At 61.8% G+C, this 23,988-nt stretch carries 23 protein-coding genes; 19 read left to right on the forward strand and 4 right to left on the reverse strand.

The window, feature by feature from the left end; all coding sequences use genetic code 11:
- Positions 1-4: 4 nt before the first annotated feature.
- The 4 genes from NKH63_RS12865 to NKH63_RS12880 all read left to right on the forward strand — a co-directional run bounded on the left by NKH63_RS12865 (position 5) and on the right by NKH63_RS12880 (position 4,978).
- The gene (locus tag NKH63_RS12865; protein ID WP_031193878.1) at positions 5-1,675 is read left to right on the forward strand and encodes a peptide ABC transporter substrate-binding protein; all 1,671 of its coding nucleotides are present in this window, start codon (positions 5-7) and stop codon (positions 1,673-1,675) included.
- Between the two features lie 78 nt (positions 1,676-1,753).
- On the forward strand, positions 1,754-2,704 hold the full coding sequence (locus tag NKH63_RS12870) for an ABC transporter permease (RefSeq protein ID WP_023718593.1): 951 nt from the start codon (positions 1,754-1,756) through the stop codon (positions 2,702-2,704).
- Between the two features lie 32 nt (positions 2,705-2,736).
- Positions 2,737-3,615 carry an ABC transporter permease gene (locus tag NKH63_RS12875; protein WP_031193877.1) on the forward strand — a complete coding sequence of 293 codons (879 nt, stop codon included), beginning with the start codon at positions 2,737-2,739 and terminating at the stop codon, positions 3,613-3,615.
- 112 nt (positions 3,616-3,727) lie between these two features.
- Positions 3,728-4,978, forward strand: a complete 1,251-nt coding sequence (locus tag NKH63_RS12880) for an NAD(P)/FAD-dependent oxidoreductase (RefSeq protein WP_502896329.1) — start codon at positions 3,728-3,730, stop codon at positions 4,976-4,978.
- Between the two features lie 278 nt (positions 4,979-5,256).
- Here NKH63_RS12880 and NKH63_RS12885 read toward each other — a convergent pair whose 3' ends face one another.
- Entirely contained in the window at positions 5,257-6,195 is a 939-nt protein-coding gene (locus NKH63_RS12885) for an ornithine cyclodeaminase family protein (RefSeq protein WP_352483209.1), read from the reverse strand.
- Between the two features lie 121 nt (positions 6,196-6,316).
- On the opposite strand from NKH63_RS12885, the gene NKH63_RS12890 reads away from it, so the two are divergent.
- The 13 genes from NKH63_RS12890 (at position 6,317) to NKH63_RS12950 (ending at position 19,167) form a co-directional block, all read left to right on the forward strand.
- Complete coding sequence (locus NKH63_RS12890; protein ID WP_352483210.1) at positions 6,317-7,354, forward strand: GNAT family N-acetyltransferase; 1,038 nt, start codon at positions 6,317-6,319, stop codon at positions 7,352-7,354.
- Between the two features lie 11 nt (positions 7,355-7,365).
- On the forward strand, positions 7,366-8,544 hold the full coding sequence (locus NKH63_RS12895) for an alanine racemase (RefSeq protein WP_352483211.1): 1,179 nt from the start codon (positions 7,366-7,368) through the stop codon (positions 8,542-8,544).
- Between the two features lie 59 nt (positions 8,545-8,603).
- Entirely contained in the window at positions 8,604-9,875 is a 1,272-nt protein-coding gene (locus NKH63_RS12900; RefSeq protein WP_352483212.1) for an NAD(P)/FAD-dependent oxidoreductase, read from the forward strand.
- On the forward strand, positions 9,872-11,326 hold the full coding sequence (locus NKH63_RS12905) for an aldehyde dehydrogenase family protein (protein ID WP_352483213.1): 1,455 nt from the start codon (positions 9,872-9,874) through the stop codon (positions 11,324-11,326). The genes NKH63_RS12900 and NKH63_RS12905 overlap by 4 nt, the downstream gene beginning before the upstream one ends.
- A gap of 492 nt (positions 11,327-11,818) precedes the next feature.
- Positions 11,819-13,141 (forward strand): NAD(P)/FAD-dependent oxidoreductase, encoded by a 1,323-nt coding sequence (locus NKH63_RS12910; RefSeq protein ID WP_352483219.1) that lies wholly within the window; start codon positions 11,819-11,821, stop codon positions 13,139-13,141.
- Complete coding sequence (locus tag NKH63_RS12915; RefSeq protein WP_023718583.1) at positions 13,141-13,344, forward strand: hypothetical protein; 204 nt, start codon at positions 13,141-13,143, stop codon at positions 13,342-13,344. Before NKH63_RS12910 ends, NKH63_RS12915 begins: the two co-directional genes overlap by 1 nt.
- A gap of 297 nt (positions 13,345-13,641) precedes the next feature.
- A complete protein-coding gene (locus tag NKH63_RS12920) occupies positions 13,642-14,286 on the forward strand; it encodes an NADPH-dependent F420 reductase (RefSeq protein ID WP_023718582.1) in 645 nt (214 codons plus the stop codon).
- Positions 14,279-15,778, forward strand: coding sequence for an aldehyde dehydrogenase family protein (locus tag NKH63_RS12925; protein WP_352483214.1), 1,500 nt, complete (start codon positions 14,279-14,281; stop codon positions 15,776-15,778). The genes NKH63_RS12920 and NKH63_RS12925 overlap by 8 nt, the downstream gene beginning before the upstream one ends.
- Positions 15,775-16,545, forward strand: coding sequence for a type 1 glutamine amidotransferase domain-containing protein (locus tag NKH63_RS12930; RefSeq protein WP_031193870.1), 771 nt, complete (start codon positions 15,775-15,777; stop codon positions 16,543-16,545). Before NKH63_RS12925 ends, NKH63_RS12930 begins: the two co-directional genes overlap by 4 nt.
- Positions 16,546-16,689: 144 nt before the next feature.
- Positions 16,690-17,034, forward strand: coding sequence for a hypothetical protein (locus NKH63_RS12935; RefSeq protein ID WP_023718579.1), 345 nt, complete (start codon positions 16,690-16,692; stop codon positions 17,032-17,034).
- A gap of 75 nt (positions 17,035-17,109) precedes the next feature.
- The gene (locus tag NKH63_RS12940) at positions 17,110-17,904 is read left to right on the forward strand and encodes a helix-turn-helix domain-containing protein (RefSeq protein WP_023718578.1); all 795 of its coding nucleotides are present in this window, start codon (positions 17,110-17,112) and stop codon (positions 17,902-17,904) included.
- Positions 17,905-17,950: 46 nt separating this feature from the next.
- On the forward strand, positions 17,951-18,166 hold the full coding sequence (locus tag NKH63_RS12945) for a YdeI/OmpD-associated family protein (RefSeq protein WP_036244599.1): 216 nt from the start codon (positions 17,951-17,953) through the stop codon (positions 18,164-18,166).
- Between the two features lie 185 nt (positions 18,167-18,351).
- The gene (locus NKH63_RS12950; protein ID WP_031193864.1) at positions 18,352-19,167 is read left to right on the forward strand and encodes an MBL fold metallo-hydrolase; all 816 of its coding nucleotides are present in this window, start codon (positions 18,352-18,354) and stop codon (positions 19,165-19,167) included.
- Between the two features lie 82 nt (positions 19,168-19,249).
- On the opposite strand, the gene NKH63_RS31340 is transcribed toward NKH63_RS12950, so the two are convergent.
- Together NKH63_RS31340 and NKH63_RS12955 are read right to left on the reverse strand one after the other, a co-directional pair.
- Positions 19,250-19,351 carry a DUF2274 domain-containing protein gene (locus NKH63_RS31340; protein ID WP_156948055.1) on the reverse strand — a complete coding sequence of 34 codons (102 nt, stop codon included), beginning with the start codon at positions 19,349-19,351 and terminating at the stop codon, positions 19,250-19,252.
- Positions 19,352-19,449: 98 nt separating this feature from the next.
- Positions 19,450-20,319 (reverse strand): LysR family transcriptional regulator, encoded by an 870-nt coding sequence (locus NKH63_RS12955; protein ID WP_031193862.1) that lies wholly within the window; start codon positions 20,317-20,319, stop codon positions 19,450-19,452.
- A 235-nt stretch (positions 20,320-20,554) separates the two neighbouring features.
- Here NKH63_RS12955 and NKH63_RS12960 point away from each other — a divergent pair, with 235 nt between their 5' ends.
- A complete protein-coding gene (locus NKH63_RS12960; RefSeq protein ID WP_084642594.1) occupies positions 20,555-20,710 on the forward strand; it encodes a YjiS-like domain-containing protein in 156 nt (51 codons plus the stop codon).
- A 10-nt stretch (positions 20,711-20,720) separates the two neighbouring features.
- A complete protein-coding gene (locus NKH63_RS12965; protein WP_031193861.1) occupies positions 20,721-21,704 on the forward strand; it encodes an aldo/keto reductase in 984 nt (327 codons plus the stop codon).
- Between the two features lie 167 nt (positions 21,705-21,871).
- On the opposite strand, the gene NKH63_RS12970 is transcribed toward NKH63_RS12965, so the two are convergent.
- The gene (locus NKH63_RS12970; RefSeq protein ID WP_352917939.1) at positions 21,872-23,941 is read right to left on the reverse strand and encodes a serine-rich family protein; all 2,070 of its coding nucleotides are present in this window, start codon (positions 23,939-23,941) and stop codon (positions 21,872-21,874) included.
- Positions 23,942-23,988: the final 47 nt, after the last annotated feature.

The following is a 23,988-nucleotide window of genomic DNA, read 5'->3' on the forward strand; positions in this document are numbered from 1 at the left end:
TACCATGACCAGAAATTCATCGACTACGTCCAACTACTCGAGGCGCGAAGCGCTGCGACTGATGGCGATAGGTGGGGCTGCAGGCCTCATCGCGCCCAACCTGCTGGGCAAGCCCGCCTTCGCCAAGACCCCTCCTGCGGGCCCGGCCGGTCGCGTCGTCGTCGGCCTCTCGCAAGAGCCGACCGTGTTCAATCCGTTGATGGCGCATATCGAAGTCGATGACGCGGTCCATTTCTCGGTTTTCGACGCGCTGGTCCGCATGGATCCCCAAGGTGGCCTACATCCAAACCTCGCAGCCGAGGTGCCAAGCCAGAAGAATGGCGGCATTTCGGAGGACGGTCTCAACTGGCGCATCCGGTTGCGTGACAATGCCCGCTGGCACGATGGTGAGCCCTTCACGGCCGAGGACGTGAAATTCACCCTTGAGCTCATCACGAACCCGAAGTTTCGCGCTTGGCGCACGAGCGGCCATTCGCTCGTGCAGGACATCACAGTGGTTTCGCCCACCGAGATCACTTGGCGGATGAAGGAGGCTTTTGCGCCCTATCTTTCGTTCTTGGCCGAAACCTTCATCGTGCCCAAGCACATTCTGGAGAAAGAGGCCGATCCGAATACAGCCGCGTTCAACCAGGCGCCAGTCGGCACCGGCGCATTCAAATGGAGCCAGCGCGTCGCGGGCGATCATATCGAGCTCGTCGCCAATCCTGAGTACGCGGGCGAGGGCCCCTATATCGAGCAGCTCATCTTCAAATACATCCCCGATATGACGGTGCTCTACACGCAGTTCAAGAGCGGCGACGTGGACCTGGTCGATCAGTCGTTCATCACCGCCGACCATTATACTGAAGCCCGCGAACTACCAGACCGCGTGGTGACACTGGAGACAGGGGCATCCTTGGAGTCGATCTACCTCAATTTGGGCCGCCCGCAGTTCAAGGAGTTGGCAGTGCGCCAGGCGCTCTACGCCGCGTTGGACAGGAAGGCGATCGTCGACACGATCTATTACGGCGTGGGCACTCTCACCGAGACCTTCATGCCGAAGGAGTCCTATTACTACGACCCGAACCTGCCGGTTCAGGAGTTCAATCTGGACCGGGCGCGCCAAATCCTGGATGAGGCCGGCTGGGCGCCGGGGCCGGATGGAATCCGCGCCAAGGATGGGGTGCGACTGTCCTTCTCCAACTCAACAACTTCTGGCAACAACCTCCGCGAGCAGACGCAGCAGTTCCTGCAGCAGACGTTTGCCGAGATCGGCGTCGAGATGACGATCTCGAATTTGCCGGCTGCAGTCATGTGGGGCGAGTTCTGGCTGAAGTCGCAATTTGACACCGCCATGGTGGGCGTCACCTATCTGATTGCCGCGGACCCCGACGCCACAAACCGGCTCCATACGAAGGCAATCGCCGCTCAAGGCGGACACGGTTCGAACACCGGGCAATATTCCAACCCTGAAGTCGATGCCCTGCTCGAAAAGGGTGCTCGCAGCTTCGATCCGGAAGAACGGCGCGGGATCTATAATCGCGTGCAGGAAGTGGTGCGCCATGATCTGCCCTTCCTGCCGCTGTTCGCGTACACAATCGTCCTTGGGCGCAAGAAAGGGTTGGACGGCTTCGAGCCCAACGCCAACACCCGCACCGCGTCGTGGGATGCCGCGGCCTGGCAGTGGAAGGCCTAATCCACGCAGTTGCCGCCGCCCGATCCACTGCGGCGGCGGCAACACACTAAGATCATCAACCCACAATGGAGGACTCGGATGCGCGGCTTCCTGCTCAATCGCCTCTCGCAGAGCCTGGTGCTGCTTGTGATCGTCTCGATCATCGGCTTCGGCATTCTGAACCTCCTCCCCGGCGGCCCCCTGGCACAATTCGGACTCGATCCCGGAATGACCCAGCAGGATATCGAGCGCCTCAAGGGGCTGCTGGGCCTTGATCGCCCTATATGGATCCAATATCTGGACTGGGCATGGCGGCTGGTGCGGGGCGACTGGGGTCACTCCTTCCGCGACGGAGCGCCGGTATTGGAGATCATTGGCAGCCATCTGTTCGCCACGCTGCTGCTGATGGGGTCCTCAACCGCGATTGCGATCTCCATTGGCGCCTGGATTGGAATTCGGGGCGCCACGCGCCGCTACTCACTATTCGACTATCTCGCAACCGTTGGCGCCATGGTCGCATTGTCGGTCCCTACCTTCTGGTTCGGCCTCGTAGGCATCTACATCTTTTCCTTGAAGTTAGGCTGGCTGCCCGCGGGCAATATGTCCGAGATCGGCGATAGCTCGATCCTGGGCTATCTCCACCATCTGATCCTGCCAAGTGTCGTATTGTCGCTGGTCCATGTCGCGATCTGGAGCCGCTACATGCGGACGGCGACACTCGACGCCATTAGCCAGGACTTCGTTAAAACGGCTCGGGCCAAGGGGTTGAGTGAACGCCGGATTCTGATGAAGCATGTCGTTGGCAACGCGCTTTTGCCGATGATTACCTTGGCCGGGATGCAGCTTCCCAGCATTCTGACCGGCGCGCTGGTGACCGAAACCGTCTTTACCTGGCCGGGAATGGGACGGTTGTTCCTCGATAGCCTTGGTTACAGCGACTATCCGGTTGTGATGGGGCTACTGATGTTCTCCGCCATCCTCGTTCTGCTTGGAAACCTGATCGCCGACATTGTCGTCGCTATTGTCGATCCGCGCATTCGTCTGGCCTGAGCGCGCAACTTCCCCGACAGGAGACAGCCGATATGACCGCTCTCACCGCAAATGCAGCTCCAAGCCGATGGAGAAACAACCGCGCGGCACTTCGTTTCATGCGGCATCGCTTGGCGCTGCTCGGGTTGGCGATGATCATCTTCCTGAGCCTCGCTTGCGTCCTCGGCCCCCATCTCCTGCCTTATGACTCCCTGTACATCGATCTGCGGGCCCGCTTTGCCCCGCCGCTGACGGGTTATCACTTTCTAGGTACCGATCCGCTCGGCCGTGACCTTGCGGCAAGACTCTTGATGGCGGGACGAATCTCGCTGCTGGTGGGTTTCTTCGCCATGGTGTTGTCGACGCTCATCGGCACGCTGGTCGGCGTGATTGCAGGCTATCGCGGCGGCTGGGTTGGGGCGGCGCTGATGCGCACCGTCGATGGATTCCTGTCGTTCCCATCGATCTTTCTGCTGCTGGCGCTGGCTGCGGCACTGAAGCCCAGTCCTGTGATGATCACCATCATTATTGCCCTCACCAGTTGGATGGAGGTTGCCCGCATCGTCGAAGCGGAGGTCCGCTCGTTACGCGAACGCGAGTTCGTCCTGGCTGGCCGAATGCTGGGGCTGAGCGGCACGCACATCATGTTCCGCGAGATACTGCCCAACGCAATGGGCCCGATTATCGTCGCTTCCACCTTGACGGTCGCGCGCGCCATTCTCATGGAAGCCTACATCAGCTTCCTCGGCTACGGGATCCAGCCGCCACTGCCCAGCTGGGGCAACATGCTCAATGGCGCCCAGCAATATCTGGGCAGCGCACCTTGGCTGGCAATCATTCCCGGAGCTGCAATCACCATCGCGGTAACCAGTTTCAATTTCATTGGTGACGGACTGCGCGACGCGCTGGACGTACGAGATGACCATATTTGAGGTACCGCGACCGATCGCTTTCTTAATCCCTGGAACATCAAGAGAAGTCAGTCACGTGCACGAGCCCAAAATCGAGAAGAACACGCCCTATTGGTGGGAAGCGGCGCCCGTCATGCCGCTGCCGCGGAAGCCCCTCGCAAAAAAGCTTGACGTGGCAATTGTCGGCGCCGGTTATGCCGGGCTTTCGGCCGGGCTTGTGCTGGTGCGCGAAGGACGCTCGGTCGCAGCCTTTGATACGATGAATCCGGGCGAGGGTGCTTCTACACGCAACGGCGGAATTACCAGCGGAAGCATCCGGCCGGACTATGCCACGATCACCCGGCGCTTCGGTGAAGAGAAGGCCATGGCGATCGAGGCCGAGGGCAAGATCGCGCGCGAATTCCTCTACGACTTCATCAGGACCGAAGGGCTGGACTGCGACTTCCGACTGGTTGGCCAGTTCAAGGGCGCTTTTGGATATCAACAGTATGAGAAGATGGCGCGCGGCGCCGAGACGCTGGCGAAGAAACTGGGGATCGAGTCCTTCGCCGTTCCGCATGCTGAGCAGCGAAATTATATCGGAACCGATTTCTACCGCGGCGGAACCGTTCGGATGGACATTGGCGCGCTGCACCCCGCAAAATTCCACGCTGAACTCCTGCGGGTGGCGCTCGCATCCGGGTTGACGGTCCATTCGCATACAGTGGTCAAGTCGATCGAGAGGAATGGTTCGGGGTTCCGCGTCGCGACTTCGGCAGGGACGGTGGATGCACGGCAGGTTCTGGTCTGTACCAACGGCTATACCGATGGCGCCGCTCCCTTCCTTCGGCGCCGCCTGGTTCCGGTCCGCAGCCGGATCATCGTGACCGAGGAACTTGCGCCCGATGTCATGGCGCGACTGATGCCGAAGCTGATGACGATCACCGAGAACCGGCAACTCGGTTTCTATTATCGTCCCTCGCCCGACGGAAAACGCATTCTGCTGGGGGGACGTGACAGTTCTCGCGTCGGCGACCCGGCGGCGCCGAAACTTCTCCTACGCAAGGGCCTCGTGAACCTTTTCCCGGAGTTGGAGAACGTGCGCCTTTCGCATTGCTGGTTCGGCAATGTGGCGATGAACCGAGACATGCTGCCCCGCATCTTCGAAAAGGACGGTATGGTCTATGCAACCGGCTTCTGCGGTTCGGGCGTGGTCTGGGCGCCATGGATCGGTATGCGTGCGGCGCACAAGCTGATGGGGCATGGCGAGCAGTCGCGCACGGCGTTCGACTTTCGACCGCCTTCGGCCATCCCGCTCTATCGTGGCAATCCGTGGTTCATGCCGGCGATTATCCAAGGCTATCGGTTGCAAGACCGTATCGCCTTCTGGCGCGCCAGCCGCTGATCACCGGAAATATCAGGACATTCTCCAGGTTGGATTCGGCCTGGATTGTAGCTGCCCTACCGTGGCTGGAAAGAAAGCATCACCGAACTGCGACACGCGCCCATTCCGATCGCAATCGGTTTTGCGACATCCGGGGCGATCGGTGGTTCATGCGGGCAACCCTTGGCGTATCCGCCGCTGACACGACTGCAGACTGGCGCGGGACACGTTGTTGCCGGAGAGCACTCAAGCAGGGCGGAAAAATCCGTCGGGGCCGGGACCTATCGGTGCGAAGCTGATCAGTGTTGGGACGCCTTTGCGCGGATCAGCGCGTCGGCCATGTAGAGGTCCTGTAGGGAAATACCGGAACTGTCGAAAACCGTGATCTCGTTGTCGAAATGGCGTCCGGGCGCACGCTTTTCAATGACGTCGCCGATTGGTGTTACCGCAAGCACGCCGGCGTCGATCTCGTCGCGCACGTGTTGGAACTCGCCGATCTGGACGGACTGGGAAAGCAGATCACAAAACAGACGTGCCTTGGGAAACAATTCGCTCGGCAATTCGCGCTTGCCTGGAACATCCGACCCCATGCTGGCGATATGGGTTCCGGGTCCCACCCAAGCGGCATCGAACAGCGGTTCGCGTGAGGGCGTCGCAGTCACCACGATGTCGGCCGCGCGCACGGCGTCTTCGGGCACGGCAGCGCGCGCATCCAGGCCTCTTTCGCCGATCTGATCGACAAGAGCGTCGCGTCGCGACGAAGGCCGGGCAACGACCAGCACGGTTTCGATTGGGCGGACGCGTGCCAGCGCCATCACTTCGAAGCCCGCCTGGTTGCCGGCGCCGAATATCGCCAGAACCTTGGCTTGCTTGCGCGCAAGAAGATCGGCCGCGACCGCGTCGGCGGCGGCCGTCCTGTAGGCGTTGACCTTCCCGGCCTCGATTACGGCGCCGAGCCGACCTGTATGCTGATCGAGCAGCACGATGGTGGAGTTGTGGCGGGGAAGGCCACGTGCCGGGTTGCCCGACCAGAAGGAGCCGATTTTCACTCCGGTCAGGTCGTCCGACGAACCGGATTTGATTGAGAAAGTATTGGTCGCATCATGCGTGCGCCCGAGAACAGCAGGAAAGACCCAATTCTGCCGCGATGCTGATGCCACGAGAGCCTGCCGCGCCGCCTCGAAAGCAAGTTCATGCGTGACGAGGGCGGCTGACTCCTCTTCGCTGATGTAGATCATCCAAAATTCCTCCTGAGCATCAAGCGTTTCATCGCCGGGGAGTGTTGCGGCTATGCCATTGCCATTGGGGATCGTGCGGACGTGACGCCGATCACGGGCAACCACAAAGCGGCGATTCAAAGTGCCAGGTATTCCTCGCCTGATTTGCGCGATTTGGCATGCCGAGGAACTGCTTAAAACGAACAATCCCGCTGATTTGAAGGGGCAAAACAGCAGCGAAATCTGTCCGCCGGGCGCGACTCTAAGGTCCGACTTCAATCCGACTCTGGATCAAGTGACAGCGTTGCACCTTATGACCGTTGAGCATGACAGAGATATCGTCAGCGCCCCGACCGAGCTGATGAAATTGGAAACCCGCCATTTGCCGGGCGCGCTGAAGCTGTCGCAGGAGATGGCCTGGCCCTACCGCCAGGAGGATTGGGAATTTGCCCTGATGGTCGGCAATGGCCTGGTCCTCGAGAGGGCAGGACAGGTGATTGGCACGGCCATGTCCTGGAATTACGGACATTCCTATGCCACGGTCGGGATGATCATAGTTACTGGCTCCGCGCAAGGCGGTGGCAACGGCGCCCGGCTCTTTGATGGGTTGCTTGAGGCGACACACGGCCGCAACGTGCTGCTCAACTCAACCGAAGAGGGGCTGGCGCTCTACAAGCGACGCGGCTTCACTGCCTGGGGCACGGTGCTTCAGCACCAGGGCTCGCTGACTGTCCCCGTGACGCGGAGTACCGGCGACGACATCCGTCAAGCGACAGCCTCCGACCTCACGCCGATCCAGGCCTTCGACGAATCGGCCACGGGCATGCCCCGGCTGGCGATGGTGGCTGCGCTCGCCGATGTGGGCAACGCACTGCTCATTGAGCGCAGGGGACGGATTGCAGGCTACGCTATCGCGAGGAGGTTTGGCCGCGGCTATGTGGTCGGCCCTTGTGCAGCCGAGAGCGACCAAGACGCGCGGCTTCTGATCCTGGCCCAGCTTTCGAAGCTTCACGATCAATTCGTTCGCATCGACGTCTATGCCGAGGATGGATTGGGTGACTGGCTTGAGAGCCTTGGCCTTCAGCGGTCCGGCAGTGCGACCGCCATGGTCAAAGGGCAACGGCCCGCCGTCGAGGGGCCAGCCCATATATATGCATTGGCAAACCAGTCGTTCACTTAGGAAATGAGATTATGAACAAGGTGGCGGCAAACCTGGCAGTGAGCGAGACGGCTAGGACGATCGACGCCTTGGTCACCCCGGCGCTGCTTCTGGACCGTGGCCGGCTCGAGCAAAACATCCAGGGTCTGGCTGGGCGCGCCAAGAAGCTTGGCGTGGTGCTGCGCCCGCATATGAAGACGGCCAAAAGCATCGACGTCGCCCGATACGCGTTCCACCGCGAACCCGGTCCGATCACGGTTTCGACCATCGCCGAGGCGGAGTATTTTGCGGGCCATGGCTTTCGAGACATGACCTATGCGGTCGGCATCTCGCCGGCCTCGGCCATGCGTGCCATGGAGCTTTGTCGCCGAACCGGCGCTGATGTGAAGCTGTTGCTCGATTCCGTGGAGCAGGCCGACGCCCTGGCCGGCGTGCGCGAAGCCACCGGCATGACGCCATCTGTTTTCATCGAACTGGACTGCGATGACCATCGCGGTGGCTTGAAGCCGGACGACCCGAAGTTGCTCGACGTGGCCAGCAGGGTCGTCGCTGCCGGTGCCAACCTCGCCGGCGTCCTCGCCCATGCAGGCGAGTCCTATGGCTTGAACACGCCCGATGCGCTGGTCAAGGCAGGCGAGAACGAGCGTTCAGCCACCGTTCGCGCCGCTGAAATCCTGCGCGCCCATGGCCATGCCTGCCCGATCGTCAGCGTCGGCTCGACGCCGACAGCGCATTTCGCCGACAATCTTGATGGAGTCACCGAGCTGCGCGCTGGAGTCTACATGTTCTTCGACCTCGTCCAGCACTGGGTTGGGGTCTGCAACCGCGACGATATCGCCATTTCCGTATTGGCCACGGTGATCGGCTCCAAGCCGGAAAAGGGATGGGTGCTGGTTGACGCCGGGTGGATGGCGCTTTCGCGCGACCGGGGAACCGCAAACCAGCAGATCGACCAAGGTTACGGGGTGGTCTGCGACGAAAAGGGACGGGTGCTTGAAGATGTGATCGTGGCCCAGGCCAGCCAGGAACACGGCATCCTCGCCATTCGTGCCGGTTCTGGAAAGTCCATGCCCGAGTTGCCGCTCGGGTCTCGGGTCCGGATTCTGCCCAATCATGCGTGTGCGATGGCCGCCCAGCATGATTTTTACAGCGTCGTCAACGGGGACAGCCCCAAGATTGAAGCGCGCTGGGAGCGGATGCGCGGCTGGTAGGCGCGCGCAACTATGCCTCGGATGTCGCCCCACTCCAATCAGCACTGGTGGTCAAGAAAATGAAGTTTACTTCTTACTGGCTGGATACGTCTCAGCCGTTCAGTGAAAGGTCGTCCAAACCGCTCGAAGGCCACTACGACGTGGCGATTGTGGGCGGCGGCCTGACCGGCTCCTCCGCCGCGCTGGCCCTTGCCAAAAAGGGCGCCAGGGTTGCCCTGTTGGAGGCCGAAACGATCGGCAACGCCGCGTCCGGCCGCAATGGCGGGATGTGCAACAACGGCTTTGCCCAGAATTATGCAATCATGGCTGGCAAGCACGGCAAGCCCGCCGCAAATGCGCTCTACAAGGCTTTCGACGCTGGCGTCGATATGGTCGAGCGGTTGGTGCAGGAAGAAAAGATCGACTGCAGCTTCTCCCGCGTCGGCAAGCTCAAGCTTGCCGCCAAGCCCGAGCATTACGACATGCTGGCGCGCAGCCAGGAACTGCTGGCGGCCAATGTCGATCCCGAAACGAGGATGATCGCGCGCGACGACCTGCGAACCGAAGTCGGCACCAACCGCTACCATGGCGGGCTGCTCTTTCCCAAGAGCGCGGGCATGCATGTCGGCCGGTTCGTCCGGGGCCTCGCGACCGCCGCTGCCCGGCGTGGCGCAGACGTCCATGAACGCTCGCCCGTAATGGCGATGCGCAAGGTTTCAGGCGAGCATGAGGTAACGACGCCAAAGGGCAAGATCGTTGCGCGGCAGGTCCTGTTGGCGAGCGGCATTTCCCAGGTTGGTCCGCTCGGCTGGATCCGCCGGCGCATGATCCCGGTCGGCGCATTTCTGATCGTGACCGAGCCGCTATCGCCCGACCACCTTAAGCGCCTCATGCCGACCGGGCGCATGGTCGTCGACACGCGCAATCTCGTTGTCTACTGGCGGCTCACGCCGGACAATCGCCTTCTGTTCGGCGGGAGGGCGCGCTTTGCCGTGTCCAATCCTCAATCCGACGAAAAAAGCGGCCGGATACTGAAGGCGGCGATGGTCGAGGTTTTTCCGGAACTGGCCGGCACCCGGATCGATTACTGCTGGGGCGGCATGGTCGATATGACCCGCGACCGCCTGCCGCGCGCCGGAGAGCGCGATGGCATCTATTACTCAATGGGCTATAGCGGACACGGGACCCAGATGTCGACGTTGATGGGCACCATCATGGCCGACGTCATGGACGGGCACCCCGAGCTCAATCCCTGGAAGAATTTCGACTGGCCAGCGATCCCCGGTTATTTCGGGCGTCCCTGGTTCCTGCCGATTCTCGGCGCCTATTACCGCATGAAGGATCTAGGGTGATGACGCCCCTCGAACACCTGTCCCGCAACGGCCACCTGGATAGGTTTTTCATCGACGGTCAATGGGTCGAGCCGAGCGGCACCGCGACGGGCGTCGTCGTCAATCCCGCCACAGAAGAGGTCGTAAGCCAGTTTCCGCTTGGCAATAGTGAGGACGTGGACGCGGCCGTTGCAGCGGCTCGCAGGGCATTCGCCCCCTGGGCTCGGACCACGCCAGAAGACCGCGCGGGTCTGCTCGATCGCCTGCAAGCGCTGCTCGAGGCGCGCGGCGAACTGCTGGCTCAATGCCTGAGCCTCGAAATGGGCGCGGCGATCGGCTATGCGCGCAGCTCGCAGGTGCCGCTGGCGATCGCGCATGTTAAGGTCGCTCGCGATGTGCTGACAGACTTTCGCTTCGTCAAGCAGCGGGGGCAAACTGCCGTCACCCACGAACCGATCGGTGTCTGCGCCTTGATCACTCCGTGGAACTGGCCACTTTACCAGATCACCGCCAAGGTTTCGCCGGCGCTCGCGGCAGGCTGCACGATCGTGCTGAAGCCGAGTGAGCTTTCTCCCTTGGACGCCCTGCTGTTCGCCGAGTCGATCGAGGAAGCCGGCTTCCCTGCCGGGGTTTTCAACCTCGTGCAAGGTGACGGTCCAGGCGTGGGTATGGGTCTCGCCTCCCATCCAGATGTCGACATGATCTCCATTACCGGGTCCACCCGCGCGGGCATTGCTGTGGCCCAGGCGGCAGCGCCAACGGTCAAGCGTGTCGCGCAGGAACTCGGCGGCAAGTCGCCGAACGTGATCCTGCCGGACGCCGATCTCGATCGCGCCGTTTCTCTGGGCGTAGTCGCCGCCTTCCGCAATCTCGGCCAGTCATGCAGCGCCCCGACGCGCATGATTGTGCCACGCGTGCTGCTCTCCGAGATCGAGGAAATCGCCAAGGGGGCCGCGGCCAAGATCGTCGTCGGCGATCCTCTTTCGGAAGCCACAACTCATGGTGCAATCGCCAACCGCGCCCAATTCGATCGCATCCAAACCATGATCGGCGTCGGCATTTCTGAGGGCGCCAGGCTCCTCACCGGAGGACCGGGTCGTGCGCATGATCTGAACGTCGGGTTCTATGTGAAGCCGACCATTTTTTCCGACGTGCGTACGAGCATGCGCATTGCCCAGGAAGAGGTCTTCGGGCCAGTTCTCTGCATCATCCCCTACGCCACAATCGAGGAGGCCGTCACCATCGCCAACGACACGGTGTACGGCCTGGGGGGCCATGTGCAGGGCGAAGATGTGAACGCCGTCAGGGACGTGGCCTCACGGATTCGCTCCGGTCAGGTGCATCTCAACTACCCGGCCTGGGATCCGCACGCCCCGTTTGGCGGTTTCAAGCAGTCCGGAAACGGACGCGAATATGGCATCGAGGGCATGTTGGAGTATCTCGAGGTCAAATCCATCCTCGGCTATTTCTAGGCGACATCTTCACCCAGCGCAGACGGCGGGATGCCGAGCAACATGGGCAATCCGGGCTCAACCCGGCGATGTATCGGCTCAGGAACCGGATCGGACGACCAGTCTGGCTCTGTCGTCGGGACCACATCCGTGTGACCGGACAAAATGCAGCCGGCGACGTCAGGCGGGCCTACCGTTGCGAAAAGGTCGCCGTCGCGCTGCCGGGCCGGGGCAACACAATCGCGGCAGCGCCGCAGCTGGCGGCATCTTGCTGGAGTCCACGATTTCCCCATTGAGCCTGCCAAGGACCGTGGGAAAGACACGAGGCGCAGCGATTTTTCGGCAGTCCACGGAGCACCAGGACAGTTCGAGTGGGAAAAACTGACACTACGAAAGAAGCGCGCGTTCCGTGTCACGATATTCGGCGAAAAATACCGAAAATCGGCGCCAGTTGGAGCATTTCTGCGGCACCAATCGCCGATACTGCTAGCTCCATTGATCGCCGAGGCCGCCATGTCCCCTGTTATCCACCAAATCAGTAGCGATAAAGCGCTACCCGAGTCAGGAGACGTCGTGGTGGTCGGCGGCGGGATTGTCGGCGCCAGCGCAGCCTATTTCCTGGCGCGGCGCGGCCTGTCGGTGGCGCTTGTCGAAAAGGGGTATGTCGGCTGCGAACAGTCGAGCCGGAACTGGGGCTGGTGCCGTCGGCAGAACCGCGATGCACGTGAGTTGCCGCTTGCCAATCTGTCGATGCGCCTGTGGGAAGAGCTCACCAAAGAGATTGGGCACGACCTTGGCTTCCGCCGTTGCGGGCTCACCTATGCGACAAACGATCCGAAGCGGCTCGCCGAATGGGACAAGTGGCGCGAGGTTGCGCGGCGGTTCGACGTCGATACGCGGATGCTTACCGCCGACGAGGCTGCTGCCGCCGTTCCAGCGGCGGGCGGCAAATGGCTGGGCGGCGTCTACGCAGCAGACGATGGCAAGGCCGAACCCTGGCTTGCCGCCCCTCGGATCGCCGAGGGCGCGCGCAAGCATGGCGCGACTATTCATCAGAACTGCGCGGCACGCGGCCTGGATATCACCAATGGGCAAGTGAGCGGCGTCGTCACCGAGAAAGGCCTTATCCGCACCAGCGCGGTGCTATGTGCCGCCGGCGCCTGGGCTTCTGCTTTCCTGCGCATGCATGCGGTTTCGCTGCCGCAGGCCAGCGTCCGTCAGACCGCCTTACGGACCGCTCCTGCACCGGATTTTGGCGAGGCTGTCTATACTTCCGACTTTGCCATGACGCGCCGGCTCGATGGCAGCTACACGATCGCGGTCAGCGGCAGGGCGACCCTCGAGATCACGCCGCAGGGGATCCGCTATGTCCGCCCGTTTCTGCCGATGTTCATGAAACGGCTGAAGGCCGTCGAGATCGGCATAGGCCGCTCGTTCTTCCAGGGCCCGGAAACACTCCGTCGCTGGCATCTCGACAGGCCGACCCCCTTTGAGCGAATCCGCGTCCTCGATCCTGCGCCGGACAAGCGAATGGTGGCAACCATCATGACGCGGGTAAAAGCCCTGTTCCCCACCGTTGCCGATGCCGGCGTCGTGTCCTCCTGGGGTGGATATATCGACTCCACACCGGACGCCGTACCCGTGATTTCACCGGTGGACAGCATCGGTGGAGTGTTCGTCGCCGCAGGCTGTTCCGGACACGGCTTCGGCGTCGGCCCTGGAATTGGCCATCTGGCGGCGGATCTGGTCGCAGGTGACGCGGCAAGCGTCGACCCGACTCCATTCTGCCTGTCGCGCTTCACGGACAGATCGAAAATTGAAGTTGGCGACTTCTGATGCAATTTTGCCGCGTAGCGGCAGCAAAGAGCGCTGAGCGATTGCGGGTCTGGCCGCATATCTACAGGCTCAAGCGCGATCTGGACCGTTTCGTGACCGCTCTGGCCGATGCGGTCGCACAGGTGCATCGCAGGGAGCTCGCACTGCAGGAGCTGACGGTCGCGGATACGTGCGGCCAGGCGATCAGAAGATGGGCGAGATGATCCGTGATCTTCCTGGCAACTATGCCGCGGTCTTCTGGCAAATCACGGCTCGGTATTGCAGCCCAAGACCTGGAGCGCGCCGTCGACGGAGCCGAGGAACTGGAGGAAACCGCTAACGTCTGCTGCAAGGCGCCGGAAGAGGATTCTCACGCGGGACCAGGTTGATGAACTGGTCCAAACATCCAGTTCCGCGGCCGATCCATGTGACGAGTGCGCCCGATCGTGCAAGGGCAATTCGTGAAATAAGCACGACTGCAATGGTGCTAGGCAAGCCCGATCGCGTGTCGGGAGGCAGTTGTGAAAGTTGCGATCATCGGACCAGGCTCGCTCGGGAAGGCCTTGGCGAAATGTCTTGGCCTCGCCGGGCACGAAATTCGCCTCAGCTTCAGTCGTGACGAAGGCAAGTTGCGCGCAATCGCGGCAACCCTCCGTGTCGGCTTCGGTGCCCCTGACGAAGTAGCGAGATGGGCCGACGTAATTGCCCTGGCGACGCCATGGCCGGCTCTCGAGTTGGCAATGGATGCGCTTGGCGATTTGTCGGGCAAGATCGTCTGGGACAATACCAATGCGGTCGCGCCGGATCTTTCCACGATGCTGGTCGGCACTACGACGTCGGTAGGCGAGGAGGTTCAGAGGCGCGCGCCGGGCGCGCTTGTCGTCAAGTGCATTCCGACCTTTGCCGAATTGCTTGACAGGGATGATCCGCGTCTCAACGGCGATCCGGTAACGAGCTATGTCGCCGGCAATGACGCAGATGCCAAGGCGGCGATTTGCCGGCTTCTCGCCGATCTACCGACAATGCCGGTCGATGTCGGCGATCTCACGGCCTCGCGCCTGATCGAGCCGATGATGCTGCTATTGGTCCAACTCGCCTATCGGCGCGGGATGGGGCCGAGAATTTCCTTCAATCTCATTCGACAGGACGGACCGGTTCATGACTGATTATCTACCCGCGCGGCGCAAGGCGATTCCAGTAGGACGTCTGCTGATCGATGGCCAATGGCGCGATGCTGTCAGTGGCGAGACGTCGACGACTTTTGATCCGACCACGGAGGCGGCGATCACCAATATTGCGAAGGCTGGCGTCACCGACACAAGCGATGCCGTCGCGGCCGCGCGGCGGGCTTTCGAGCAAGGACCCTGGGCGCGGATGCATCATGAGGAGCGCGCGAAGGTCCTGTTCCGCATCGCCGATCTGTTGGACGAGCGCGCCGAGGATTTCGCGGTGCGCGAGGCGATGGACATGGGTATGCCCTATCGCGATTTCCGCGATATCATCATGCCGCACTGCTCGGGACTGTTCCGCTTTCATGGCGGGCTCGCCATGAGCGCAATGGACGGCGCCTATCGTACCAGCTACGAACCAAATATCAGGATCCTGACGCGGCGTGAGCCGCTCGGCGTGGTCGCTGCGATCACCCCGTTCAATTTTCCCCTCGCGCTGTCCTGTTCGAAGATCGCGCCGGCATTCGCGGCGGGTAACACGGTCGTTCACAAGCCTGCGACCGACACGCCCCTGACGGCCCTCGCCTTGGCGCAAGTCATCCTCGACGCAGGCGTGCCGCCAGGCGTCTACAATCTCGTCACCGGCCCAGGCGGCACCATCGGCGACGCGCTGGTCAACGATGCCCGCGTCGACAAGATCGCCTTCACCGGGTCGACCGCCGTTGGCCAGGGCATCATGCGCAACGGTGCCGGGACGATGAAACACCTGACCATGGAGCTCGGCGGCAAGAGTCCCAATATCGTTTTCGCCGATGCCGATATCGATGCCGCGATACAGGCAGCCTTCTGGGGCATCTTCTGGAACAAGGGCGAAGTCTGCGTGGCCGGATCGCGCCTGCTGGTCGAACGCGCCTGCTATGACGAGGTCGTCGAGAAGCTGAGCGCCATGGCGAAGTCGGCGACGCTCGGCGATCCGCTGGACCCTGCGACGATGATCGGGCCGATCGCGTCGCGCGGCGAGTATGACAAGGTCTTGAGCTATATCGAAGAGGGCAAGCGCACCGCGCGACTGACCGCGGGCGGCGGCACCCGCCAGGTCAACGGCAAGGGCCTTTTCGTCGAGCCGACTATCTTCGCCGATGCGACCAACGACCTAAGGATATCGCGCGAAGAGATTTTCGGCCCCGTCCTGCCGGTGATTCCATTCGACAGCGAGGAGGACGCGATCCGGATCGCAAACGACACGAGCTACGGGCTCGCCTCGGGCATCCAGACCAGCGATCTCGGCCGCGCCTTGCGGCTCGCCGACCGGATCAAGGCAGGCACGGTCTGGCTGAACTGCTGGCACAAGTACCATACTAATGCGCCGTTCGGAGGCTTCAAGATGAGCGGCTATGGCCGCGAGCAGGGCCGCGAGGCGTGGGAAAGCTACACCCAATACAAGACGATTTGGGCGAATCTTGGCGAACCAGTCGAGATGGCGCGATGAGCGTGCGTGATCCCAACCCACTCGACCCGCTGCATCCAAAGCGGGTCGCGATGGTCCTTTCAAACCCGGCTGTATCAACCACCACAGGCTGGCCGGTCGGGTTTTGGTGGAGCGAGTTAACTCATCCCTGGCTCGCCTTCACGGAGCGCGGATACGAAGTCGCGATCTTCTCGCCTGAGGGCGGCAAATGCGAGGCGGATGTGTTGAGCGACCCGCGTGATCCGTCCGGCTATTCGGATACGGATCTGATCTCGCTCGGTTTCCTGTCGACGCCGAAACTGGCGGCGCTGGTGGAGACGACCCGGCCCATCGCAGAGCTGTCGTTCGACGCGTTCGACGCGATCGTCGTCGCTGGCGGCCAGGCGCCGATGTTCACCTTCCAAGGCGCGACTGAGTTGCAGCGGCTGTTCGTCGCCTTTCTTGCGGCCGGCAAGGTCGCGGCCGCCTTGTGTCATGGCGTCGCGCTGCTGCGCTACGCGCGCCTCTCAACCGGCGAGCTGCTGGCCAAAGGGCGCACTGTCACAGGTTTCGCCAATGTCGAGGAAGACTTCGCCGATAATGCCGTCTGGGAGATGGGCGCGCTGCCGCACGGTACGCATCTGATGCCATGGCGGATCGAGGATGAGATGCGTGCGCTCGGCGCGAACTATATTCAGGCCGGGCTGTGGCGCGATTTTGCCGTGCGCGACGGCAATTTGATCACCGGCCAGCAGAACTTCTCCGGAGCTGCGACCGCCCGTCTTGTCATCGAGGCGCTCGGTGGCTGAGGACCAAAGGCCGCTCCTGTGGGTGAACTTCGGGAGTCAAACTCGCGGTCAGGACAGCGATGCCAAACGACATCGGCCCAATAGATTCGGGGCCCGTCCAAGAACTCCACTTCAAACAACCACTATCAGCAGCGAGGATGAACCATGGCCGTAGTGACGACACTTGATATTGCCGGCCTGACGGCCGAAGATTATAGCCGCATCCTCGATCGGATCGGCGTGGAGAAACGGCCCGCTGGCGGCATCTACCAGCACATCGCGCATGCCACCGACGATGGCTATCGCATCATCGAGATATGGGACGACAAGGCAGGCCTGGAACTCTTCTTGCAGGACACATTGTTTCCCGCCGCACAGGAACTGCAAATTCAGCGTGAAATGACCATTATGACCCAGACACTGCACAACATCTTTGTGCCCCGGATCGGTGACCTGACTGCCCTGGCAAATGATGCCCCTGGTGGACCAGTCAAACGGGCAAAAGTGTAGGCGTCAAGGATCGAGGATGCGGCGATCGATCATCGAAGTCCTGGAGGAACTTGCGTCCGGACGCCCGGTACAACGATGGTGACCGCGGCAAGTGCAAAGAGGTTGTTCTTTCCTGCCGGCGACTATCGCCATGCACCGGCCGGAGTCGTTCAGCTGCGTGTGATTCGCAGCGGTTCATCCTATGCAGAGATCGATCTTGGCCGCGGGCTGCGGCGCGTCTTCACGCGCCCCGGTGATCTGCTGCTCAGTCTTCCCGAGCGGGCCACGCGGTTCAAGATCGAGGAGCCGCGAGAGCTGACGATGATCACCGTTGACTCCGCGCTGGCGTCAAGGCTCCTGGTATCCGCAGCCGGGACCCTTGAGGACCTGGTGATCCTGACCGATCGACCGATACGCGATTCGCTGGTGGCCGAGTTGTGCCGACGCCTCGAAGGCGACCCGCCAGCCAATGCCATCGTCCGTGAATGGACGCTGGGCCTGATTTTCGTGAACCTGCTCCGTCTCGGGCATGCACGCCAGCGGCGGCAGAAATCTCCGCTCCTGACCTCGCAGCGGTTCGACCGGGTCCTCGCTGCGATTGACGGCGATCTGGAAAAGGGGATCTCGATCGACCATCTTGCCGGAATCTCGGGAATGCCACGACGCGTCTTCACCGCCGCCTTTCGCGAGGCGACGCAATTGCCGGTACATCAATTCATTTTACGCCGCCGCGTTGATCGCGCGGTCGAGCTTTTGGAAAATAGCGATCTGCCGCTGGCCGAGATTGCTCAACATGCGGGTTTCACTCACCAGGCCCATATGAATCGCGTCGTGACCCGATTGAAAGGGCTGTCGCCAGGCCGGCTGCGGTCTCGCAGGCGCGAGGGCTGACTTGTGATCTATTCCATCATCAGAATTCGAATAGCGGAGACGTGATTTGCTGAAACGTCCGTTGGCTAAAATGCCCGACAGTTTGCGTGCAGAGCTCGAGGCCGCAAATCTGATGCCTGCTTTCAAGCAACGGCCTCCCTATCAGCGCAATGATTACTTGCACTGGATCGCGCGCGCCCGTCACCCGGAAACACGCCGAAAGCGCATAAATCAGATGATTGAAGAGCTTACGAAGGGAGGAATCTACATGGGCATGCAATAAGAGCTGGCATCGCCACGAAGCTAGCAGGTCGGTCAACGATCATTTTCCAATCCGTCGCTTATCGAGATCTGATGCTTTCCGGATTGATCTTCACCGGTTTCCCGACGACTTTGCGTAGAGGGTGCAGAGAGCCAATAGTGACAATCGAACCTATCCTCCATTTTCGTTTGCGGCAGGTGGCCTTAATGATCGTGACATCGCAAAGCAGCAACGTGCTTGGCAGCACGTCGGGAAGGTGGCGCGTCTGGTCGCTCTCGGACGGTTACATCGAGATGCCGGCGGACCTTCTGCGGGATCCGCAGGATAATCCGGTGCCGCAAGCTGCGCAGGCAGGGGCGCTTCGCCTGTCTGTCAATTGCTTCGCCCTTGCAGGTCCAGGCGTTGACGGCGTTCTTATCGACAGCGGAGGAGGGGGCTGGGCCCCGACAGTGGGGCGTCTTGAGCAGGCCATGGCGGAAGCCAGGATTGACCCGGCTTCGATCACGGTCTTGGCGCTCACCCACGCCCATCAGGATCATGTGCACGGACTTTTGACCCCCGACGGCCGAGCGCTCTTTCCAAACTTGAAGGCGATCGTAATTCCCGAGGCGGCTGTGGAGAGCTTTTTCGCTTACGCGCACCTTGCGCAGTTCCGGCCCCTGCTGAAGCCCGTCCAGAATGGCGACCAGGTGGGTGAGCGATTGAGGGCGGTCGCCCTGCCCGGTCATGCTGCCGGCCATACCGGCTACGCGTTCGACGCGGACGAGGACCGTTTCCTATTCTTCGGGGACATCGTTCATGTGCCGGCCTTGCAGTTCGGCAATCCCGCGTTCAGTTGGAGCTATGACGACGATCAGCTGACCGCGCGCGCAACCCGTCTAAAGGTTTTCAGTGACGCGGCCGAGGCGGGGACGTGGATCGCCGGCGCGCACCTTGGCTGGCCGGGCATCGGTCGCGTGGTGCGTAAGGGTGAAGCATACGGCTATGAGCCGGCTCGAGCGATGCCGCCGCGTTCAAAGTGATACCGCATCTTTCCCGTCGCGCTGTGCCTTGGCTAAACCTCGATCCCTGGCCATGAAATGCTCTATCACGGAGGAATGCGCTTTATGGGACGGGAGACGTGTTTGCCTGGCTCCAGCGCAGGACTTCAGCATAAGTAACCAACGCCCGATGCACCGCCGCCGAAAGCTCTTGCGTCACCTTCATTTTGGCACACGAAAAGATCAATTAAATCAACGGCAGCGGCATCTCGTCCGGCCCACCAAAGTATTCTTGATCCACTGCGGCCGATCGACACCTGAGGCTTACCGGAACGGCGTCTCGCCACGAAACAGCGGCTGGTGCGCCCGCATCAAGGCGACAATCCGGTCGGCGACTTTTCGTACCGGCGGCGAGTGACGTTCCTCGTGATGGGTGACGATCCATTGGTCGGTTTCGAGTTCGGGGATAGGCTGAGCGACGCGAACCAGCCGCGGATCACCGTCACCGACGAAGCACGGAAAGATCGAAAGGCCGGCGCCGGCGGCTACCAGTTCGCGCACCGAATGGGTGTTGTTGCCGCGAACGGCGATGCGGTCGCCGTGGTGGGCTTGCAGCCAGCGCGCCGAGGCAATGTTTGCCCCTTCGCCGGTGACGCCGACGAACAATCCGGCGGCGATGCCGTTGATCAGGTGGCGTCCGGAATAAATGGCGTGGGCGACCTTGCCGCTCAGACGGCCGGCCAGCCACTGCTCGGTCGGGCGCTCGCTGCGGATGCCGATGTCGGCGGCGCGGCGGCCGATGTCGACCCGGTCGGTGGTGGTGACGAGTTCCACCCTTATGCCATCATCGACCGTCCAGATCTCGCCGATATGGGCGGAAACGAAGGCCGAGGTCCATGGCCCAGCCGAGACGCGGACAATGCGGTCGGGCAGGTTTCCCTCGCGCCAGCGGGTCAGCGACTGCATTGCTGCCTCGACGTCTTCGGCGCGCCGCAGCAGTTCTTCCCCGACCGGGGTCAGCCGGTAGCCGGTCTGCTGGCGCACGAACAGCGGTTCGCCAATCTGCTTTTCGAGCGCGGTGACGCGTCGTCCAAGGGTGGCTGCGCTGAGGCGCGTGGTTCCCGTCGCTGCGCTCAAGCCACCCAGCCGCGCAACGTCGAGAAACAATCTCAGATCGTCCCAGACAATATCCATTTTGCAGAAATGAAAAACTCCTTGCGACCGTGGCTGTAGCGCGAAGCGGGCATCGCGCGCAAGTATGCAGGAATTGGAGGCGTTGGATAATCTTGCCTGACGGGACAGGGATAAGCGCCTCGGCTGGCCAAGAAGCGAGCGCCATCTTTTCGATCGAGCATGCGATTCGCGCAGATGCTTTGCGCTTTCGATCAACCCAGGCGCGCGGGCATTCTGCGCGCCAAAGGAGACGACCATGTTGTATGAACTTCGATACCGTTTCACCCGCTGGATTGCCTATCGCCAGACGCTTGCGAGCTTGAGGCAGGCCCCGGACAGCACACTGGTGGATGCTGGCATTTCCCGCGATGAGATCCGCGAGTGTGCCCGCCATGCCAGCCTGCGTCATTGAGGAAACGGGCATGGAGATGATGGAGCTTTGGGATGGCCGATCGGTGCCGCGCATCGGGATCGGCACCTGGGCAGCGGGGGGTGCCGCGCGCTGGCGCGACACGGCGACAATCTATGGCGAGGTCGACGATATCAGGTCGCAAGCCGCGCTGGCGATGGCCTATGACATCGGCGCGCGGGTGTTCGACACGGCTGCCGCCTATGGCGCCGGCAATGCCGAACTAATCCTCGGGCGGGCGTTGAAGGGTAAGGACGAAGCCGTCATCGTAACCAAGGTCGGCTATTTCGGCGATCCCGAAACGCGCAAGATCGCTCCCGAGGATGCCTCTGCCGCGGCGATCCGGACATCGATCGACAATTCGCGGCAGCGCCTGCAGCGCGATTTTATCGACGTCGTGCTGCTACACATCAACGAATATCCGATCGAACGCGCCGGCGAGGTGTTCGATACGCTCGGCCTGTTGCGCCAGGAGGGCAAGATAGGCGGCTTCGGCTGGAGCACCGATCACTGCGAACGGCTTGCGGCCTACGCGCCGCGCGAGGGTTTCGTCGCCGTAGAGAACGACTTCAATGTGTTTACCCCGGCGAACGAGCTGATGGCCGTTGCGGCGCGCGAGCACCTCGTCTCGTTCAGCAGGCTGCCGCTGGCAATGGGACTGCTCACCGGCAAATACACGCCGGCCATAAGGCTGCCCACCGATGACGTGCGCGGCGGGAATGCCGATTGGATGGTGTTTTTCAGGGATGGCGCCGCCAACCCGCACTATCTGTCAAGGCTCGCGGCAATCCGCGACCTGCTCACCTCGGGCGGACGCTCGCTTGCGCAGGGCGCGCTCGGCTGGATCCTCGCCAAGTCGGCAATCGCCTTGCCGGTTCCCGGCTTCACGCGGCCCGAGCAGGTCGCGGACAATCTCGGTGCGCTGGAAAAAGGGCCGCTGCCGGCAGCGGTGATGGCCGAGATCGACGCCGTGCTGAAAATTGCCGAGACCGCTTAGTGTTGCGAATCCGAAATTCGCATTGGTGATGATGCCGACCAACTTCGATCTCTCCGATGTCCGCCGGTATCTTATCTTCCCTTGGCCAAGCTTCCGTGGCGCAATTGAACAAAGACGGAGCGGCGGACCCGACTCCATTTGAAGGTCCGCCGCTCCGGGTTTTCAGATCACAAAGACTGATGCTGCCACGGGAAATGGGTAGCGAGCTGCGCTTGAGCTGCGCCGCCGACTTCATCGCTGTCGATAGAGAGCGATCCGGTTGTACTGTCAAAGATGATGTGGTGGGAACCATCATCGGCGGCCGTATCAGCAGAGGAAGCATGCAATGAAAGCCCGCCCGACTTAAGCTCGGTAAGAGCGGGTTGATCGAGGTGGAGCTTGTCCTGGAGCTTGCTGAAGTCGAAGGCGTCGTTGCCTCCGTGGCCGGACATGATCTCGGCGGCGCCATTTTTTGCCTGGGCGCCGACATTTTCATCGGGCTGGACGGTCTGCGCGAACCCGTGGCGAACCAGGCTGGTTGCCGTTGTGTCGGACGGGTCGTTGGTCGGGAGAAGCTCCGAGCCGGCCCAAAGAGAATGGTTCAACGCAGCCAATATGCGGTCAACGCTGCTGCCCTCGCTTACCTTGTCGCCGGCACTATCGTGGGTGGTGTCAGTCGAACTGCCGTCGCTGGCAAGGAGGTGCGAAAGCGCGGTCTTGCTATCACTGCCATCGCTTGTGGTGGCGCCGGAAGCGGCGGTATCAGTCGAACTGCCATTGCCAGCGAGGAGGTGCGAGAGCGCGGTCTTGCCATGACTGCTATCGCTGATGGTGGCGCCGGAAGCGGTGGTGTCAGTCGAACTGCCATTGCCGGCGAGGAGGTGCGAAAGCGCGGTCTTGCTATCACTGCCATCGCTTGTGGTAGCGCCGGAAGCGGCGGCCGCCGTGGAACTGCCGTCGCTGGCGAGGAGGTGCGAAAGCGCGGTCTTGCCATGACTGCCATCGCTTGTGGAGGCGGCGGTGTCGGTCGAACTGCTATTGCCAGCGAGGAGGTGCGAAAGCGCGGTCTTGCTATGATTGCTATCGCCGGTAGTGGTCTCGGCAGGGGCAGTCGCAGTCGAACTGCTATCGCCGGTGATGACCCCGGAAGGGGCGGTGGCAGTCGAGGTGCTGTCGCTGGGGGTGGCCCCGGAAGGGGCGGTGGCAGTCGAGGTGCTGTCGCTGGGGGTAGCCTCGGACGGGGCCGTGGCAGTCGGGGTGCCATCGCCGGTGGTGGCCTCGGCAGGGGCAGTCGAGGCGCTATCGCCGGTGGTGGCCTCGGACGGGGCCGTGGCAGTCGAGGCGCTATCGCTGGGGGTGGCCTCGGACGGGGCGGTGGCAGTCGAGGCGCTATCGTTGGGGGTGGCCTCGGACGGAGCCGTGGCAGTCGAGGCGCTATCGCCGGTGGTGGCTTCGGAAGGGATGCTCGCCGTAGAACTGGGATCAGTAGCGGCGGCTTCGGAAGGAGCAGTCCCTCCAGTGTTGAGATTGTGTTCCCGGAAAACGGCCTGCAGTTCCGAAGAGCTCTCCAACGCTGTGTCGCCTCGCTGCGAACCCCAGGCGTATGCGTAGTCGAAGGCGGGTGACGGAACCAGCTTGGCCCAGTGGTCCATCATGGTTTCCATCTGGGTGGCGGTGGGCACGACATATTTGCCACCCATGTCGGTGTTATAGTCGCCACCTCCAAACGTCTGGTAGCCTGGAATGATCTGGCTCGTCGGGATGCCCGATGCCTGAGCGGCGGCGACGAATTTGTCGATCATGTTGTAGTCGACCGCGCCATCCGTGCGGACAGGATAGACATCCACGCCGTAGTAATCGATACCCGTACTGGCGGGATTGTAGGTGTTCGAAAAATCTGGATTCGCCGACGTCCCCAGGCTCATCATCGTGATATAGGTCTTGGCATCCGGCACATTGGAATGAATCCAGTCGGATTCTGCCTTCAGATTTGCGGCAGAGGCGTAGGTACCCCATTGGCCGGTGGGATCCGGCTCGTCAACCAGGAAGAATCCGAACAGCTTTGGATTACCGATGAAGGGCGTGACCTTGTCGACAAAGGAGGAGGTTACTCCGTCGGTTTCGTTCAGATAGACCATGCCTTTCATACCGTCCGGCAGCGCATTGAGTTGGTCAACGGATGAAACGTCAGCCAGATTGAATCCGGCTTGAGCAATTTCCGTGCCCGATCCACCTGACGTGTAATGCAGAGTTGTCATCCAATATTCCTTTTTCTGTTTCGACAGCGCCCTACCTACAGACTGCG

The organism is Mesorhizobium sp. M0960 (assembly GCF_040319055.1).
Taxonomy (GTDB): domain Bacteria; phylum Pseudomonadota; class Alphaproteobacteria; order Rhizobiales; family Rhizobiaceae; genus Mesorhizobium.